The following is a 15,761-nucleotide window of genomic DNA, read 5'->3' on the forward strand; positions in this document are numbered from 1 at the left end:
GGCTTTTCGTAGGAGCGAGCTCTGCTCGCGAAAAAGTGCGGTCGCGTCGGCAGAGGCGTTGCGCCCGGCACCGAGTCGACGCGGAGCGTCTGGGGCTGCGTTCCCTCGCGGAGCAGGGGAGCGATCGGACATTGGCTGCATGTTCGCCAGGCCTCGCTAGAACGGCTGCACGCTGGTGGTCAGGGTCCCCATCATCAGGGCCCAGCCGTCGACCAGGACGAACACCATCAGCTTGAACGGCAGCGAGATCATCATCGGCGAGAGCATCATCATGCCCATGGCCATGAGCACGCTGGCCACCACCAGGTCGATCACCAGGAACGGTATGAAGATCATGAAACCGAGCTGGAAGGCGGTCTTCAGTTCGCTGAGCACGAAGGCCGGCAGCAGCAGGGAGAAGTCCAGTTCCTCGAGGTTCTGCGGCAGTTCTTCGCCGGCCAGGGAAACCATGGTCTCCAGGGAGTTCTTGTTGGTCTGCGCGAGCATGAAGCGCGACAGCGTCTGCTTGGCCTTGCCCAGGCCCTGTTCCAGGGTGATCTGGTCGGCCTGGAAGGGCACGTAGGCGTCGCTGTAGATTTCCTGCCAGACCGGGCGCATCACCAGCAGCGTCATGCACAGGGCGATGCCGATCAGAATGTTGTTCGGCGGGCTCTGCTGCAGGCCGATGGCTTGGCGGAGGATGGCCAGGACGACGATGAAGCGGGTGAAACACGTCATCATCATGAGCATTGCCGGCAGGAAGCCGAGCAGGGTCATGACGATCAGAATCTGCAGCTTGACGCTCAGCTCCTGGCCGTTCTCGGTGTCGTTCAGGTTGAGCAGGGTGATGTCCCCGCCGGCCGCCTGGGCAACCAGCGGGCACAGCCCGGCGACCAGCAGCAGGACGAGGACGGCGAGGCGACGCAGGCTTTTCATCGGGTCAGGTCGTTCAGGCTGGTGCCGCTGAGTTCGACGATGCGCAGGCCGTAGTTGCCGTTCATCACCACCACTTCGGCCTTGGCGAACAGGGCGCCGTTGACCTTCACGTCGAGGGGCTCGCCGGCCAGCTTGTCGAGCACGATCACGCTGCTGGTATCGACTTCCATCAGCTCCTTGAGGGAAATCTCGGTGGAGGCGACTTCCAGGGTCACGTTCACCGGAATCTTGCCGAAGAAGCTCAGGTCCTGGTGCGGCAGTTGCGCCGGGGCTTCGGCGTTGACCACCTCGTCGGCGGCATCGAGACCCAGGTCGCCTTCGTTGATCAGGCTTTCGAAATCGTTGTCGGTCAATTGCGCGGTCATGGGTTTTTCACGCTCTCAAGAGAGGTCAGGAACAAGGCGCCGTCTTCTTCGAAAAGGCTGCCGCGGAACAGCTTCTGCTGGTTGATCTGCACCTCGCAGCGCTCCAGCAGACGCACCATGAGGATGTCGCCGGGCTTGAGGGCGAGGACCTGCGCCAGTGGCATCTGCAGGGCGGCGATCACGCAATCCAGGCGCACCGGCAGGTGGCGGATGTTGTTCGCCGGGCTGCCGGTCGGCCGCGACGTTGCGGGGCCGGTCAGGCGGCTGGTGAGTTCGTCCACCAGCGGGTTGTCGAGAAAGATGAAGATGGAAGACTGGCTGCCGGTGAGGTGGCTGGTGTAGGAGAACTCGGCCACGTACTCCCACTCCACCTGCTCGTAGGCGTTCTCGTGCCGGACCAGTTCGCCGAAGGTGGCGCCGGACAGCAGCTTGCGGGCGAACAGGTTGGCGATGTCCTTGCCCAGCCGTTCGCGCATCCGCTGTTCCGAGGTGCTGATCGGCGGTTCGTCGTGGCTGGGCAGGCAGGTGCCACCGTAATAGCACTCCAGGGCCTCGGTCAGCAGGGCGCGGTCGATGGCGAAACCCACCTTGCCGAATGGGCAGCGATAGGTGCATTCGGCCGGGCGCTGAAGTTGTTGTTCATGCACATCCACCCGATTCAATTCCAGATTGATCCGGTAATTGCGCAGGAAATAATCGCTGATGATCCGCGGATGTTTACTGGTCAACTCCCGGATGTACTGCGGAATCTTGTGGTAATGCCGACCCAACTTCTGCGGCTTCAACCGGGTCAGCCTGTCGGCGGGCACGCCATGGTGGACTTTCGAATTACCGGTCATGTGCTGAGCTTTGTTCCTGGTTGTTACGGCAGAAGATCGAATCGCTGTTTTTCTTTCTGGAAAGTTGCTCTGTTCTTCGCGCTCATCATCGATAAGGGCTCGATGGCGAAGCGTTTGCTGTTTTGCCGGCCTTCTGACGCCGGTTCCGGACCTTGGGCGTGGAAGCGCGCCGTCATTCCGCAAGCGCCCGCGCAGGGCGGGCGTTTTCGGGAGTCGCCAGTCTAGGGAGGAGGGGGCTGGAAATTAAATCAATAGATATCAAAAGCCGTTTTTGACAGGTTCTGGCCGTTTTTTGATGCGATTTGACGCTAAGTAATTAAGCGAAACGGAGAGGGCTTGTTAGGGTTGCGCGCTGTGAACTTGGTCACGCTGTAGAACGTAGGCGAGTTCATTGAAGGTCGCCTCCCGCCACCAGGGAAAGACGACGCAAAGTTCAAGACGATTAAATGCCACGAGAACTTTCGGAACGTCTTCGATGTTCCTCGGCGCCAACTGCCGGCAGGCAATAAACGAACAGGTGAATTACGTTGAAGCGTGTCAGTCAATCGGTGAGTTATTCATATGATGAGCTGCCGGCGCAGAAGACCGTTATTGTTGGCGGCAGCGGCGAAGAGAGTCATTCGTTGCTGGCCGACAGCCTCGTGCGTCAGGGTTGCCGGGTCGTTGTCTCGGCCACCTGTGCCGAGCTGGACAGCGAGAGCCTGGCCGGTACCGGGCTGGTCTTCGTGTTCGCCAGCAGCCTGCCGGAGCACAGTTTGTATGCCCAGGTGGGCGCCCTGTTGCGGCGTGCCCGGACCCTCAGCGTGATCCCCATCGTCGAGTATGCCGACCAGGAGAAGGCCGCTGCGCTGCTGGAGCTGGGCTGCGTCGATTACCTGCTGTCGCCGTTCAGCGAATCGCAACTGGAGGCGCTGCTGCGCCGCCAGGAGTTCGCCTGCGCCGCCGAGGAGAGCTTCGTCTCCTGTTCCCAGGCCGGCCGCCGCCTGCTGGCCATGGCCCAGCGCGTGGCGCTGACCCGCGCGCCGATCCTGGTCACCGGCGAAACCGGCACCGGCAAGGAGCTGATGGCGCGCTACATCCACCGTTTCTCGGCCAGCGATGATGCGCCCTTCGTCGCCGTCAACTGCGCGGCGATTCCCGAGCAGATGCTCGAATCCATTCTCTTCGGCCACGAGCGCGGCGCCTTCACCGGCGCGGTCACCGCCCAGCCCGGCAAGTTCGAGCTGGCCAACGGCGGCACTCTGTTGCTCGACGAAATCGGCGAGCTGCCCCTGGGGCTGCAGGCCAAGCTGCTGCGCGTACTCCAGGAGCAGCGTGTGGAGCGCCTCGGCGGGCGCAAGGAAATCGAACTCAACGTGCGCATCATCGCCGCCACCAACCGCGATCTGCAGAGCGAAGTGGCGGAAGGCCGCTTCCGCGCCGACCTGATGTTCCGCCTCGACGTGCTGCCGCTGCACATCAGCCCGCTGCGCGAGCGCAAGGAAGACGTGCTGCCCCTGGCGCGCCGCTTCATCCGCCAGTACGCGCCGCAGGAAAAGCACGACGACCTGCTCACCGAAGACGCCTGCCGCGCCCTGCTGGCCCACGACTGGCCGGGCAATGTGCGCGAGTTGGAAAACACCGTGCAGCGCGCCCTGGTGCTGCGCAACGGCTTGTTCATCCAACCCCGCGACCTCGGCCTGGCCACGCCCGAGCCGCTGCCGGTCCGCGAGGAAGTTCGCCCCCTGTCCATGCCGGAAGGCGGCAAGGCGGCCCTGCGTGCCAGCGGCAAATGGGCCGAGTACCAGCACGTGCTGGACACCATCCGCAAGTTCGGCGGACACAAGACCAAGGCCGCCGAAAGCCTCGGCATGACCCCCCGAGCCCTGCGCTATCGCCTCAACGCCATGCGCGAGCAGGGCGTCCAGATACCCGTCTAGTTCGATTGGAGAACCGCATGACATCCATCACTCAGGTCCGGCAGGACATGCTGGACCGGATGAATCAGATCCGAGAACTGTCCGAGGGCGCGGCGATCAAGCCCGCCGCGCTGCAGGGAGACACCGGGCCGGCCGGCCCCGCGGCGGCTTTCGACAGCGTGCTGCGTGCCGTAGACGCCCAGCAGCACCAGGCCAGCGCGGCGATGGCTGCGGTGGACAGCGGCAAGAGCGAGGATCTGGTGGGCGCGATGATCGACAGCCAGAAGGCCAGCGTGTCCTTCTCCGCGCTGCTGCAGGTGCGCAACAAGCTGACCAATGCGTTCGACGAAATCATGAGAATGCCGCTGTGATCGGGCGTGGGTGCTGAGCCGTGCTGCAGACAATCAAGAGCAAGCTGCCCGCGCAAGGGCTGAAGCTGGACCCGCGCCTGTCGCTGCTGGCGATGGCGGCGGTGGCCGCCCTGCTGGCGGTGGGCGTGGTGTATTACCTGTGGCGCGACCAGGGAGCGTTCCGCCCGCTGTACGGCTCAGGCGAGGCCTATCCGGCCGCCGAAGTGATGCAGGTGCTGGACGGCGAGGCGGTGGCCTATCGCATCCATCCGCAGAGCGGCCAGGTGCTGGTGCGCGAGGATGACCTGGCCCGCGCGCGCATGCTGCTGACCGCCAAGGGCGTGAAGGTCTCGGTGCCGGCCGGCTACGAGCTGTTCGACCGCGACGAGCCGCTGGGCACCAGCCAGTTCGTCCAGGACGTGCGTCTCAAGCGCAGCCTGGAAGGGGAACTGGCCCGTACCGTGATGTCGCTCAAGGGCATCGAGTCGGCGCGGGTGCACCTGGCGCTGGAGGAAACCAGTTCCTTCGTGGTCAGCAAGCGCGACCCGGCCAAGGCCTCGGTGATGGTGCAGCTGGCGCCCGGCTATCGGCTCAAGCCGGAGCAGGTGGCGGCCATCGTCAACTTGGTGGCCAACAGCGTGCCGCAGCTCAAGCCGGAGGACGTCGGCGTGGTCGACCAGCACGGCGCACTGCTGTCGCGCGGGCTGAATGCCGGGGGCGGGCCGGCGCAGAGCTGGCAGGTGGCGGATGACTACCAGCAGAAGGCCGTGGCCAACGTGGAAGAGGTGCTGGCGCCGATCCTCGGCAATGGCAACTACCGCGTCAGCGTCGCCGCCGACTTCGATTTCAGCCAGAAGGAAGAGACCTTCCAGGCATACGGCGACGCGCCCCGCCTGCGCAACGAGGTGCTGCGCGACGAGAGCACCCTGGACCAGTTGGCCCTGGGCGTGCCCGGCTCCCTGAGCAACCGCCCCGTGCCGCAACCGGAGGATGAACAGGGTAATACCGGTAACGCCGGTAACGAGCAGCAGAAGAAGGACGCCGAGAACAAGGCGGCCACCTCGCTGCGCAAGGAATCGACCCGCCAGCTCGATTACGACCAGACCGTCACTCACGTCAAGCACGCGCCGTTCGCCCTGCGCCAGCAGAGCGTGGCGGTGGTGCTGAATGCCGCCAGCGCGCCGGAAGGCGGCTGGACGCCCGAGGCGCGGGCGGAGCTGGAGGCCATGGTGAAGAGCGCGGTGGGCTTCAACCAGAGCCGTGGCGACCTGCTCACCGTCAGCGTGTTCCCCTTCGCCAACGAAGCCGTGACGGAAGAGCCGCTGCCCTGGTGGGAAAACAGCCGCATCCACGAGCTGATCAAGCTCGGCGTGTTCGGCCTGATCAGCCTGCTCTTGCTGTTGATGGTGGTCCGCCCGGCGGTGCGCAACCTGACCAGCCCGGCGCGTCCCGTAGAGACCCAGGCGCTACCCGAGGGCGATGCCCTGGCGACGCTGGCCAGCGAGCGCAGCGAACGCCTGCTCGCCCAGGTGGGTGAGGAGCGCCCAGGCATCAACATCCTTGGCGAGTTGAGCCCGCTCTCGGAAATCCGCCTGCCGGCTCCGGATTCCGGGTTGGAAATGCAGATCGAGCATCTGCAGATGCTGGCGAAGAACGATCCCGAGCGTGTCTCGGAAGTCATCAAGCAGTGGATAGGGCGAAATGAAAGAGACCTCAACCCGGCAAGCTGACACTGGCCAGTCCACGTCGAAGGAAATCAGGGTGCGCAGCCAGGCCCGGCCGCTCAGTTCGGTCGAGCAGGCGGCGATCCTCATGCTGAGCATGGGCGACGACGCCTCCGCCGGCGTGCTGCGCCATTTCACCCGCGAAGAGATCGTCAGTATCAGCCAGGCCATGGCGCGCCTGAGCAACATCAAGCAGCCGATGGTCTCCGAGGTGATCGGCCGCTTCTTCGAGGATTTCAAGGAGCAGAGCAGCATCAAGGGTGCTTCGCGCAGCTACCTCTCGCGCATGCTCGGCAAGGCGCTGGGCGGCGACATCACCCGCAGCCTGCTGGACAGCATCTACGGCGAGGAAATCCGCGCCAAGATGGCCAAGATGGAATGGCTCGATCCCAAACAGTTCGCCGCGCTGATCGCCAAGGAGCACCCGCAGATGCAGGCGGTGTTCCTCGCTTTCCTGCCGCCGGGCATGGCCAGCGAGGTGCTGGAGTGCATGCCGGCCGAGCGCCAGGACGAGCTGCTTTACCGCATCGCCAACCTCACCGAGATCAACAGCGACGTGATCGAGGAGCTGGAGCAGCTCATCGAGCGCAGCCTCTCGGTGCTCTCCACCCAGGGCTCGCAGGTGCGCGGGGTGAAGCAGGCGGCGGACATCATGAACCGCTTCAAGGGCAATCGCGACCAGATGTTCGAGCTGCTGCGCGCCCACAGCGAAGAGCTGGTGGAGAAGATCGAGGACGAAATGTACGACTTCTTCATCCTCTCCCGGCAGAACCAGGAAGTGCTGCAAACGCTGCTCGAAGCCATCCCGCTGGAAGAGTGGGTGGTCGCTCTCAAGGGCGCCGAGCCCGAGCTGGTCCGCGCCATCCAGGGCGCGCTGCCCAAGCGTCAGGCGCAGCAGATGGAGTCGATCAACCGGCGCCAGGGCCCGGTGCCGCTCAGCCGTGTCGAGCAGGTGCGCAAGGACATCATGGCGGTGGTCCGCGAGCTGTCGGCCCAGGGCGAACTGCAGGTCCAGCTGTTCCGTGAACAGACGGTGGAATGAGGAGCGCGGCGATGACGGTCAAGGTGATCAAGGACGGCCGCAACTGGCGGCCCTATCGTTTCCCGCCGCGTTGCAGCGCACCGGCGCAGACGGACTGGAACGGCGACCCGTCGGCCTTGCAGCGGGCGATCTCCGACGGGTTCCAGCAGGGCATCGAGAAGGGCTACCGGGAGGGCTTGCTGCAAGGGCAGGAGGCCGGTCAGCGCGAAGGCTTCGAAACCGGCCGCCAGGAAGGCTTGCGCCAGGGCCGTGAGGAAGGCCGCCAGCAGGGTCGCCAGGCCTTCGAGGCGGCTAGCCAGCCGCTGGACCGCATCACCGCAGAGCTGAACCGCTTCCTCGCCGAATTCGAGCGCAACCGCCGCCAGGACCTGCTGGAGCTGGTGAAGAAGGTCTCCAAGCAGGTGATCCGCTGCGAGCTGACCCTCAACCCCACCCAGTTACTGACCCTCGCCGAAGAGGCCCTGGCAGCCATGCCGGGCGAGCAGGGCGACGTGCATATCCACCTCAACCCGGAAGAATGCGCCCGCATCAAGGACCTCGCCCCCGAACGGGTAGCGGCCTGGCGGCTGGTGCCCGACGAGCGCCTGGCCCTCGGCGAGTGCCGCGTGGTGACCGCCCAGGCGGAGGCCGACATCGGCTGCCAGCAGCGCCTGGACTCCTGCATGGACACGCTTTCCGAACACCTGAATGTGGCTGAGGCCTGAGCATGTCGCTGCTGGAAAGCTTCAAGCTCGACGACGCCCTGCGCTCCCTGGAGTCGGTCCAGTTGGCCAAGGTCAGCGGCCGGCTGGTACGGGTTTCCGGCATGCTCCTGGAAAGCCTCGGCTGCCGCCGCATGACCGGCCAGCGCTGCAACGTCGAGCAGGCCGACGGTAGCATGCTGGAGGCCCAGGTGGTGGGCTTCAACCGCGACATCACCTACCTCATGCCGTTCAAGAAGCCCATGGGCCTGACCGCCGGCTCGCGGGTGTTCCCGGCGCGGGACGAGGCCCTGCTGCAGATCGATGAGTCCTGGCTGGGGCGGGTCATCAACGGCCTCGGCGAACCGCTGGACGACCTTGGCCGCCTGGGCGGGCGCGATTCCTTGCCGGGCGAGCTGCCCTCGGTCAACCCGCTCAAGCGCAAGCCGGTGTCCGAGCCGCTGGACGTCGGCGTGCGGGCGATCAACGCCATGCTCACCTTAGGCAAGGGCCAGCGCGTCGGCCTGTTCGCCGGCAGCGGGGTGGGTAAGAGCGTGCTGCTCGGCATGATCACCCGGCAGACCAAGGCCGACGTGGTGGTGGTCGGGCTGATCGGCGAGCGCGGCCGCGAAGTGCAGGAGTTCATTCTCCATGCCCTTGGCCCGGAAGGGCTGCGCAAGGCCGTGGTGGTGGTGGCGCCGGCCAATGAGTCGCCGTTGATGCGGCTGAAGGCCACCGAGCTGTGCCACAGCATCGCCGCTTATTTCCGCGACCAGGGCAAGGACGTGTTGCTGCTGGTGGATTCCCTGACCCGCTACGCCATGGCCCAGCGCGAGATCGCCCTGGCCCTCGGCGAGCCGCCGGCGACCAAGGGCTATCCGCCTTCGGTGTTCGCCATGCTGCCGGAGCTGGTGGAAAGCGCCGGCAACGGCGAGAGCGAACGGGGTAGCCTGAGCGCGCTGTACACGGTGCTCGCCGAGGGCGACGACCAGCAGGACCCGATCGTCGATTGTGCGCGGGCGATCCTCGACGGCCACATCGTCCTGTCGCGCCGGCTGGCGGACGTCGGCCACTACCCGGCGATCGACATCGCTGCCTCGGTGAGCCGCTGCATGAGCCAGGTCACCAGCCCGGCGCACCAGGGCGCGGCCCGGCAGCTCAAGGAGTTCTACAGCACCTACGGCAAGATCAAGGAGCTCATCCCCTTGGGCGGTTATACCCCCGGCATGGACGCCAAGACCGACCGTGCCGTGCAATTGGCCCCGGCCATCGAACGCTTCCTGCGCCAGGAGACCGGCGACGCCGCCGAGCTGGCACCGAGCATCGCCACCCTGCAGAGCCTGGTGAAATGACCATGAAAGAGCAGATCGAAACCCTGTCGCGGCTGGCCAGCCTGCGCGAGAACAAGGTGCGGCAGATGCTCGGCCGCGTCGCCTACCAGCAGAACCTCTGCCAGCGCTACCGCAACAACATCGCCGGCCTCAGCCGCCTGTGCGGATTCACCGTGCCTATGACCACGCCGTTGCAGCGCGACAACCAGCAGAAATACAAGGCGACCCTGCACAAGATGGTCGAACTGCAACGCCGCGAGCTGAGCGTGGCCGAAGCGGCATTGGCGCGCATCCAGGCCGAGCTGCTGCAAGCCATGCGCAACGAGAAGATCCTCACCCAGGTGATCGATATGAAGCTGGCGCAATGGCAGGAAGACCTTGCACGGCAGGAGCAGAAAATCCAGGATGGCCTCGCCGCCCAGAGCTGGTGGCGGGGGCATGGCAGCGAAACGAGAAGTCTTTGCTGAACTCGGTAATCGGTTGGGCTCAGAGCCTCCAGCAAATGCAAACAGAGAGAAATTTTCTAAAAACCATTTAAGTCTTGCCGGGTGACGGTCGCTTATACCCCGTGACACCCAGCGTTTGGATCACAGCATGGAAATCAACCGGCACTTCAAATCCAGCTTCACGGCCCAGGCCGAGGCCCCGAATGTGGCCCGGAACGATCGCACCAGCCCGGCGAAATCCACATCCGCCAGCCGCGTTTCCGCCGAGCCGAGCCTCGAGTCGCTGCAGGACGCCCTGCGCAGCCTGTCCGACGTCGACCTGGACAAGGTCGCAGCGATCAAGGCCGCTCTCCAGCGCGGCGATATCCGCAGCGATGTCGACAGCCTCGCCGGCAGCATGCTGGCCTACCACAGCGGTAGCGATACGTGAGTCGAGCCGCCCAGTTGCTGCATGTCTTCGAACAGGACCTGCAGCAGGACTGCGCCGATTACCTTGGCCTGCGCGGGCTGATGCAGGAACTGTACGACCAGTTGCTCAAGCGCGACTGCGGACGGATCGACCTGCTCAACCGGCAGATCGGCGACATGCTGGAGCAGATGGGCGCCCGCGCGCAGCGGCGCAGCAAAATCCTCACGGCCTTTCGCCTGGACAAGGGCGCCGAGGGCATGCAGAAGCTGCTCGACCATTTCCCCCCGAGCCAGCGGGCGCGTCTCCGTGAGTCCTGGGAACAACTCGGCCAACTCGCGGCCCAGTGCAAGCGCTTGAACGAACGCAACGGCAAGCTCCTGGCCATGCACCACGAAATCCTCGACCAGTTGCTCGGCGAAACCGACCCCGCCCAACTCTACGCCCCACAGCCATGCTGAGTGCCTGAGAGGCGTTCACCAACTGCCGTAGGGAATGCCGAAGCGTTCGATGTAGCGTTTGGATGCTTCCTTTTGTGGGTAGTAATGCCCTTCGGATTCGCCTTGGTGGGGACCAAGAGGCTCTATTTCTGCCTGGAGCCGAGCTACTTGGATGGGTTTGAAGCAAGGGTCGCGCACCCAAACGATGATCACCCCCCCCGGCGCAAGCCCCATGTTGATTGCCATGCCTACAGGCTCGTCGTCCTCCGGTGTTGCCGGACAGAGAGTGGTATTACTGAGCCGCAAAAGTGTACGTGCCTCCTCGGGAAGATCCACCCAGGCCTTGTAGGTTTTCTGCTCGACGATGGATTGCCAGCGGATATAGAGACGCTTGGGCAGGTCATAGCCGGACAGGCCCATTCCGCCAACGCCAATCGCTTTCCAGCCGCGTGCCTGTTCTTCATTCGAGGTGGTGGAGCAACCGTAAGCTGGGACGCCGCCGGCCAGGCGAAGGTAGCGCCCCTGCATATCCTCGGCGCCCGCCCATTCCACCCAGGCATCCATGCAACTGGGAACGGTGAATCCGACTCTCCAGGGAAGGGTGATCGAGCTGAAGGACCGAGGCTGCTCGTGCATGGCCTGGCAGCCGGCGAGCAGGATGAAGGTCGAGCACAGAAGAGTTCTCATCAGACTCACCAACTGTCGTAGGGAATGCCGAAGCGTTCGACGTAGCGCTTGGAGGCTTCTTTTTGTGGGTAGTAGTGTCCTTTTGATTCACCTTGGTGTGGGCCGAGAGGCTCTTCCTCCGCTTGGGCGCTGGCGACTTGCACAGCGCTGAGGCAGGGGTCGCGTACCCAGACGACTATCGCTCCACCGGGGGCCAGGCCGAGATGGATGAAGATACCCGGGATGCCGAAATCCGGATCATCGGGGCAGGTTTGGGTTTGGCTGGTTCGCATCAGGGCGCGCGCCTGTTCAGGTATTTCGATCCATGCTCTGTAGGTTTTTCGTTCGACGATAGACTGCCAGCGGACATAGATCCGCTTGGGCAGGTCCGCCCCGGGAACCTGGCGGCCGCCTACTCCAGGACCTTGCCATCCCCGGGCTATTTCCGTCGAGGTGTTGCCGGGGCAGTTATAGGCGGGGAGGCCACTGCCGATGCGGTTGAATATCCGCCCCTGGATATCTTCCGCAGCGGCCCATTCGACCCAGGCATCCATGCAGTCGGGGACGGTAAAGCCCAGTTGCCACCACTCGGGGGGCGTTTTTAGGGAAGGGTGTGATGCGGGTGCGGCCTGGCAGCCGGCGAGCAGAGCGAGCAGGGCTATCCGTAGTCGTTTCATGGGCGTCCTTGGGGCTTGTGGGGATGGATGACCCGTATGCCATCGTTCGTGGGCGTGTTGACGTAGAGCAGGCGGTTGTAATGCCCATTGAGGATGGGTGTCCAGTGTGCCGAGCAATGGATGTAGCGCCTGCGCAGCATACGGTACTCGGCGTCAGTCACTTGATAGTCGCCGGCCAGGAAGCGCTCGCAGAGGGGCGCCAATTCGTCGGGGATCTCATACTTTGGATCATGGATATCGATGACATCCAAGGGTACGCCTCTTTCGGTAACCAGCTTGTGCATCAACCGCAAGTAAACCAGCGACAGCTTTCCGCTCAGGGGGCGGCTCAGCTCCACGCCGGCGAAAACCCGCTTGAGGCGGGGCGCCAGCCGATCCTGGGGATCGGCCGGCAGCGATTCGGCGGGCGGCGTGTGGACGCTCAGGGCATCGGCAGGCCAGCCCTGGGCGATCTGCCGGGCCAGGTCTTCCTGGGCTTCGACATAGATGGCGGTTTCTTCGATGGGCGTTTGCAGGGGTACGGTCTGGGCGCGCATCGGACCGACCAATACACGCTCCTGATCCTCGGCCAGATAGCCTCCGCCGATATCCGAATGCACGCCGGGCAGGGCGATTTCCAGATGATCCGGGGCCAGGCTGCTGAGCGGGAAGTTGGCCCTTTGTTCGTCGGCGGCGACCAGATGCACCACGTGCGGAAAGCGGGACTGGGGCAGGGTGATTTGCAGGCCCGGCTCCACCGGATTGCGTACGCTCCAGTCGGTCCAGCCGGCGGTGGCGGCCACGCTGTCGAACAGGCCGAGCACGCCGGCGCGAATACCCTCGCCGAAGCGATGTACGAAGCGGCTTTCCAGGTGCCTGCCCAGGCCGGACAGCAGTTCGTACACCGGCCAGTCCTTCACGAAGAGGAGCTGGTGGGCGAAATGCCGGGCGACCACTGCACCACGGCTGAAACCGAAGACATCGAAGGTGATGGATTCGATTTGAAAGTCGGCGTTCTGCTGAAGCAGCTGCTTGATGTCGCTCCGGATCGCCTTGAAAGCGTCATAGACACGGGTAGCAATACCCGTTTCCCCGCGTCCAGTCGCGGAGCTGAACACTTGATCCGGCTGGCCGGCTACGGTGCCTATGCCTTGGACATAGATGCTCAAGGATGCCCAGCGCTTTTGCCCTTCGCCTTGAAGTGCGCGAGAGGTCGGGTATAGGTCGTACAACCGCCACACATTAGTCACATCGTTCGCATAGCTGCCGGTCAGCTTGTAGGGCTCGCAGCGGTCGACGATGGCGCGGGCCTGGTCTTCCGGCATGCTCCGCGAACGGCGGCAGGCGGCGCCTTCCTCGGCGTTGGCGGTGTTGTTGCCGGTGCCGTCGAAGAACACGCCGATACGCAGGCTGACGGCAACCTGCCGTTCGAGCCGTCGCCGTTCCAGTTCGTCGGCGATCCGGACCTGCTCATCCAGGAAGTGTTCCTGGCGGGCGCGCGCTTCCTCGGTGGCGCGCTGTCGGGCTTCTTGTTCCTCTTCGGTGACCACCCGACGGACCAGCAGACCCTGGCCGTTCTTGTACCACTCCCAATGCGTGACCAGTGGCCTCGTATCTCGTGCCATGCCGTTCTCCCTGTTTCCCTGGCATCCGCGCGGCAGACTGCCTGCCGTCGGAGCTGCGCTTCAACGCGAATGTCGGGATTTGCGGGACATCCCAGTCGGTCGGCGTGGGGCATCGCACAGCCTTGGCCGATTTCATGAACCGGCTCGCGGTTGTTTAAGCGGGGCGGTGGATGGGTCGCCTTTTCCCTCTGGAAGTCCGCGGTCGTGCGGAAGCGGAAACAGGGCTTCCGCATCGCCGCCCCAGGCCTGCGAGCGGAAGCCGTCTTTCACCGTCCCATGCAGCAAGCCCAAGTTAAATCAATGGGTTACGCATTGGCATCGTTATTGCTCAAGAGCAGAAAAGGGTATTCGACACCATGGCGATAGATTCGGATTACGTACAGCAGATGGCCACCCAACTGGCTTCCTATGAAGTCCAGTCGGCGCTGACGCGGGCCAACCGCAACCAGGCCACCTACAAGGCTCAACTGAACGCCGTAACCACACTGGAGACGGCGTTGAAGTCGTTCGCCTCGGTGGTCAAGGGGCTCAAGGGCAGCAGCGGCAGCATGCTGGTCAACAGCGCCACCTTCAGCCAGAGCGGCTATGCCACCGCCACGGTGGGGGCCACTGCGGTACCCGGCAGCTACCAGTTCTTCGTCGAGCAGTTGGCGACCCGCCACCAGCTCGCCCTAGAGGGGCTGCAGAACAGCGACATCGACACCAGCGGCACCCTGATCATCGGCCAGGGCGGCAGCAGCTTCAGCATCGACCTGGCCGGTGTGGACAAGGACGGCGACGGCATCAACTCCCTGGAGGAGCTGGCGGCGGCGATCAACGGTGCGGCGGACAACACCGGCGTCAACGCCACCCTGGTACGCAGCAACGGCACGGTATCCCTGGTGCTCGGCAGCGAGGAAACCGGTACCGCCAACGCCATCAGTCTGTCCGCCTCCGGTACCAGCGGCGGTGCGTTCGATAGCGCCCTGGCCAGTGCGCGCGAACTGTCCGCGGCGAAGGATGCCCGGGTACGCCTCGGCGGTGAGACTGGCATGCTGCTGACCAACGGCAGCAACACTTTCGACCAGGTCATCGATGGCGTCAGCCTGACCTTCACCCAGGCCCACCAGGCCGGCGGCCAGCCGCTGACCGTGGACATCGGCCAGGACAAGAGCGCGACCAAGGACAAGGCGCAGGCCTTCATTAGTGCATTCAACACGCTGATGGGCAGCTTCGATTCGCTGACCGTCAGCGGCAGCGAAAGCACCGCCCGTGGCGTGCTGGCCGGCGATTCGAGCATCCGCGCCATCGAGAGCATGCTCAACCAGGTGCTGCGGACCTCCTACGGCGGCACGACGCTGATGGATTTCGGCATCGTCGCCGACCGCAACGGCAAGCTGACCCTCGATGCCAAACGTTTCGAAAAGGCCGTCGCCGCCGACCCTGACGGCTTCGAAAAGCTGTTCACCGACAAGGGCAACCTGATCGACAGCCTGGACAAGAACCTGGCGGTCTACACCAGCAGCGTCAACGGCGTGATGAAGAGCCGCAAGGAGACCCTGAACGCCATGCTGCGCCGGGTCGACGACCAGTTCGACAACCTCCAGAAGCAATACGACAGCTACTACGGTCGCTACCTCAAGCAGTACACCGGCTTGATGCAGACCATGGCGGCGATGGAACAAACCTACGGCATGTTCTCATGAGCACCTATCACCTGAACGACAGTTACGACAGCTACCGCTCCGTCGACCTCGAGGCCCGCGCGGCCGCGGCGTCGCCCTATGAACTGGTCCTGGTCCTGTTCGACGGCCTGCTCGACGAGCTGGCCCGCGCCCGCGGCCATATCGAGGCCAAGCGCTACCAGCAGAAGGGCCAGTCGCTGGAGAAGTGCCTGAACATTCTCAACGGCCTCAACGGCGCCCTCGACTACGAGAACGGCGGCGAGATGGTCCAGGGCCTGGCGCGCCTCTACGACTACTGCATCTACCGGCTCTCCGACGTCAGCGTGACGCTGTCGCTGGAGGGGCTGGATGAAGTGGTTCATCTGCTCGAAGTGCTGCGTGAAGGCTGGGATGGCGTGAATGCCCGGCGTGGATGAGCTCGGCCGCCGGCTGCTCGCCGTGCAGGGCGAGCTGACCGAGGCCCTGGCGAAGAAGGACTGGGAGCGCATGGCCGCCATCGACGCGCGTATCCGCGAGCTGCTGCAGGCCCTCGCCGGGCGCGAGCCGGAGCCGGAATTGCAGCGCGCCAAGCGAGCCTTGCAGCGCCTGCACGGCCAGGCGCTCCAGGCGTGCGCCAAGGAGTGCGAGCGCCTGCGGCGATTGCTGCTGACACACCTGGAGTATGCCGAGGGACGCTCGGCCTACATGCGGACCGAGATGTATGGGGGATAAGGC

At 64.4% G+C, this 15,761-nt stretch carries 18 protein-coding genes; 12 read left to right on the top strand and 6 right to left on the bottom strand.

Annotated features, from left to right (window positions below; translation table 11 throughout):
• Positions 1-156 precede the first annotated feature (156 nt).
• From fliP to BZL41_RS17605, 3 genes are read right to left on the bottom strand one after another with little or no spacing between them, the layout of a single operon-like run.
• Positions 157-915 carry a flagellar type III secretion system pore protein FliP gene (fliP, locus tag BZL41_RS17595; RefSeq protein ID WP_095600509.1) on the bottom strand — a complete coding sequence of 253 codons (759 nt, stop codon included), beginning with the start codon at positions 913-915 and terminating at the stop codon, positions 157-159.
• Positions 912-1,280 (bottom strand): flagellar motor switch protein FliN, encoded by a 369-nt coding sequence (fliN, locus tag BZL41_RS17600; RefSeq protein ID WP_095600510.1) that lies wholly within the window; start codon positions 1,278-1,280, stop codon positions 912-914. Before fliN ends, fliP begins: the two co-directional genes overlap by 4 nt.
• A complete protein-coding gene (locus BZL41_RS17605; protein WP_095600511.1) occupies positions 1,277-2,119 on the bottom strand; it encodes a FliM/FliN family flagellar motor switch protein in 843 nt (280 codons plus the stop codon). The genes fliN and BZL41_RS17605 overlap by 4 nt, the downstream gene beginning before the upstream one ends.
• Positions 2,120-2,646: 527 nt before the next feature.
• Here BZL41_RS17605 and BZL41_RS17610 point away from each other — a divergent pair.
• The 9 genes from BZL41_RS17610 (at position 2,647) to flgN (ending at position 10,457) form a co-directional block, all read left to right on the top strand.
• Complete coding sequence (locus BZL41_RS17610) at positions 2,647-4,038, top strand: sigma-54 dependent transcriptional regulator (RefSeq protein ID WP_095600512.1); 1,392 nt, start codon at positions 2,647-2,649, stop codon at positions 4,036-4,038.
• 17 nt (positions 4,039-4,055) lie between these two features.
• Positions 4,056-4,388 carry a flagellar hook-basal body complex protein FliE gene (locus tag BZL41_RS17615; RefSeq protein WP_095600513.1) on the top strand — a complete coding sequence of 111 codons (333 nt, stop codon included), beginning with the start codon at positions 4,056-4,058 and terminating at the stop codon, positions 4,386-4,388.
• Positions 4,389-4,408: 20 nt separating this feature from the next.
• Positions 4,409-6,097 (top strand): flagellar basal-body MS-ring/collar protein FliF, encoded by a 1,689-nt coding sequence (gene fliF / locus BZL41_RS17620; RefSeq protein ID WP_095600514.1) that lies wholly within the window; start codon positions 4,409-4,411, stop codon positions 6,095-6,097.
• The gene (locus BZL41_RS17625; protein WP_095600515.1) at positions 6,069-7,133 is read left to right on the top strand and encodes a FliG C-terminal domain-containing protein; all 1,065 of its coding nucleotides are present in this window, start codon (positions 6,069-6,071) and stop codon (positions 7,131-7,133) included. Before fliF ends, BZL41_RS17625 begins: the two co-directional genes overlap by 29 nt.
• Positions 7,134-7,144: 11 nt before the next feature.
• Positions 7,145-7,837 carry a flagellar assembly protein FliH gene (gene fliH / locus BZL41_RS17630; protein ID WP_095600516.1) on the top strand — a complete coding sequence of 231 codons (693 nt, stop codon included), beginning with the start codon at positions 7,145-7,147 and terminating at the stop codon, positions 7,835-7,837.
• Between the two features lie 2 nt (positions 7,838-7,839).
• Positions 7,840-9,165 carry a flagellar protein export ATPase FliI gene (gene fliI / locus BZL41_RS17635; RefSeq protein WP_095600517.1) on the top strand — a complete coding sequence of 442 codons (1,326 nt, stop codon included), beginning with the start codon at positions 7,840-7,842 and terminating at the stop codon, positions 9,163-9,165.
• Between the two features lie 2 nt (positions 9,166-9,167).
• Complete coding sequence (locus BZL41_RS17640) at positions 9,168-9,611, top strand: flagellar FliJ family protein (RefSeq protein WP_095600581.1); 444 nt, start codon at positions 9,168-9,170, stop codon at positions 9,609-9,611.
• Positions 9,612-9,738: 127 nt separating this feature from the next.
• Complete coding sequence (gene flgM / locus BZL41_RS17645) at positions 9,739-10,020, top strand: flagellar biosynthesis anti-sigma factor FlgM (protein WP_095600518.1); 282 nt, start codon at positions 9,739-9,741, stop codon at positions 10,018-10,020.
• The gene (gene flgN, locus BZL41_RS17650) at positions 10,017-10,457 is read left to right on the top strand and encodes a flagellar protein FlgN (protein ID WP_095600519.1); all 441 of its coding nucleotides are present in this window, start codon (positions 10,017-10,019) and stop codon (positions 10,455-10,457) included. Before flgM ends, flgN begins: the two co-directional genes overlap by 4 nt.
• A 15-nt stretch (positions 10,458-10,472) precedes the next feature.
• Here the strand turns inward: flgN and BZL41_RS17655 are convergent, their stop codons facing one another.
• Genes BZL41_RS17655 through BZL41_RS17665 form a run of 3 tightly spaced genes read right to left on the bottom strand, consistent with a single transcriptional unit; the run spans position 10,473 to position 13,383 of the window.
• Positions 10,473-11,123: a DUF2931 family protein gene (locus BZL41_RS17655; RefSeq protein WP_095600520.1), complete on the bottom strand. Its 651-nt coding sequence runs from the start codon at positions 11,121-11,123 to the stop codon at positions 10,473-10,475.
• A gap of 5 nt (positions 11,124-11,128) precedes the next feature.
• Positions 11,129-11,779 carry a DUF2931 family protein gene (locus tag BZL41_RS17660; RefSeq protein ID WP_095600521.1) on the bottom strand — a complete coding sequence of 217 codons (651 nt, stop codon included), beginning with the start codon at positions 11,777-11,779 and terminating at the stop codon, positions 11,129-11,131.
• Entirely contained in the window at positions 11,776-13,383 is a 1,608-nt protein-coding gene (locus BZL41_RS17665) for a DUF2235 domain-containing protein (protein WP_095600522.1), read from the bottom strand. The genes BZL41_RS17660 and BZL41_RS17665 overlap by 4 nt, the downstream gene beginning before the upstream one ends.
• A 356-nt stretch (positions 13,384-13,739) precedes the next feature.
• On the opposite strand from BZL41_RS17665, the gene fliD reads away from it, so the two are divergent.
• From fliD to BZL41_RS17680, 3 genes are read left to right on the top strand one after another with little or no spacing between them, the layout of a single operon-like run.
• Positions 13,740-15,068 carry a flagellar filament capping protein FliD gene (gene fliD, locus BZL41_RS17670; protein WP_095600523.1) on the top strand — a complete coding sequence of 443 codons (1,329 nt, stop codon included), beginning with the start codon at positions 13,740-13,742 and terminating at the stop codon, positions 15,066-15,068.
• Positions 15,065-15,463 carry a flagellar export chaperone FliS gene (fliS, locus tag BZL41_RS17675; RefSeq protein ID WP_095600524.1) on the top strand — a complete coding sequence of 133 codons (399 nt, stop codon included), beginning with the start codon at positions 15,065-15,067 and terminating at the stop codon, positions 15,461-15,463. The genes fliD and fliS overlap by 4 nt, the downstream gene beginning before the upstream one ends.
• Positions 15,447-15,758: a hypothetical protein gene (locus BZL41_RS17680; RefSeq protein ID WP_095600525.1), complete on the top strand. Its 312-nt coding sequence runs from the start codon at positions 15,447-15,449 to the stop codon at positions 15,756-15,758. The genes fliS and BZL41_RS17680 overlap by 17 nt, the downstream gene beginning before the upstream one ends.
• Positions 15,759-15,761: the final 3 nt, after the last annotated feature.

The organism is Pseudomonas sp. PIC25 (genome assembly GCF_002286785.1).
Classification (GTDB): Bacteria; Pseudomonadota; Gammaproteobacteria; order Pseudomonadales; family Pseudomonadaceae; genus Pseudomonas_M.

Excerpts from the sequence above, each read along its gene's own strand:
- fliP (WP_095600509.1), bottom strand. The coding sequence starts at position 915 with ATGAAAAGCCTGCGTCGCCTCGCCGTCCTCGTCCTGCTGCTGGTCGCC.
- fliN (WP_095600510.1), bottom strand. The coding sequence starts at position 1,280 with ATGACCGCGCAATTGACCGACAACGATTTCGAAAGCCTGATCAACGAA.
- BZL41_RS17605 (WP_095600511.1), bottom strand. The coding sequence starts at position 2,119 with ATGACCGGTAATTCGAAAGTCCACCATGGCGTGCCCGCCGACAGGCTG.
- BZL41_RS17615 (WP_095600513.1), top strand. The coding sequence starts at position 4,056 with ATGACATCCATCACTCAGGTCCGGCAGGACATGCTGGACCGGATGAAT.
- BZL41_RS17625 (WP_095600515.1), top strand. The coding sequence starts at position 6,069 with ATGAAAGAGACCTCAACCCGGCAAGCTGACACTGGCCAGTCCACGTCG.
- fliH (WP_095600516.1), top strand. The coding sequence starts at position 7,145 with ATGACGGTCAAGGTGATCAAGGACGGCCGCAACTGGCGGCCCTATCGT.
- fliI (WP_095600517.1), top strand. The coding sequence starts at position 7,840 with ATGTCGCTGCTGGAAAGCTTCAAGCTCGACGACGCCCTGCGCTCCCTG.
- BZL41_RS17640 (WP_095600581.1), top strand. The coding sequence starts at position 9,168 with ATGAAAGAGCAGATCGAAACCCTGTCGCGGCTGGCCAGCCTGCGCGAG.
- flgM (WP_095600518.1), top strand. The coding sequence starts at position 9,739 with ATGGAAATCAACCGGCACTTCAAATCCAGCTTCACGGCCCAGGCCGAG.
- BZL41_RS17655 (WP_095600520.1), bottom strand. The coding sequence starts at position 11,123 with ATGAGAACTCTTCTGTGCTCGACCTTCATCCTGCTCGCCGGCTGCCAG.
- BZL41_RS17660 (WP_095600521.1), bottom strand. The coding sequence starts at position 11,779 with ATGAAACGACTACGGATAGCCCTGCTCGCTCTGCTCGCCGGCTGCCAG.
- BZL41_RS17665 (WP_095600522.1), bottom strand. The coding sequence starts at position 13,383 with ATGGCACGAGATACGAGGCCACTGGTCACGCATTGGGAGTGGTACAAG.
- fliD (WP_095600523.1), top strand. The coding sequence starts at position 13,740 with ATGGCGATAGATTCGGATTACGTACAGCAGATGGCCACCCAACTGGCT.
- fliS (WP_095600524.1), top strand. The coding sequence starts at position 15,065 with ATGAGCACCTATCACCTGAACGACAGTTACGACAGCTACCGCTCCGTC.
- BZL41_RS17680 (WP_095600525.1), top strand. The coding sequence starts at position 15,447 with ATGCCCGGCGTGGATGAGCTCGGCCGCCGGCTGCTCGCCGTGCAGGGC.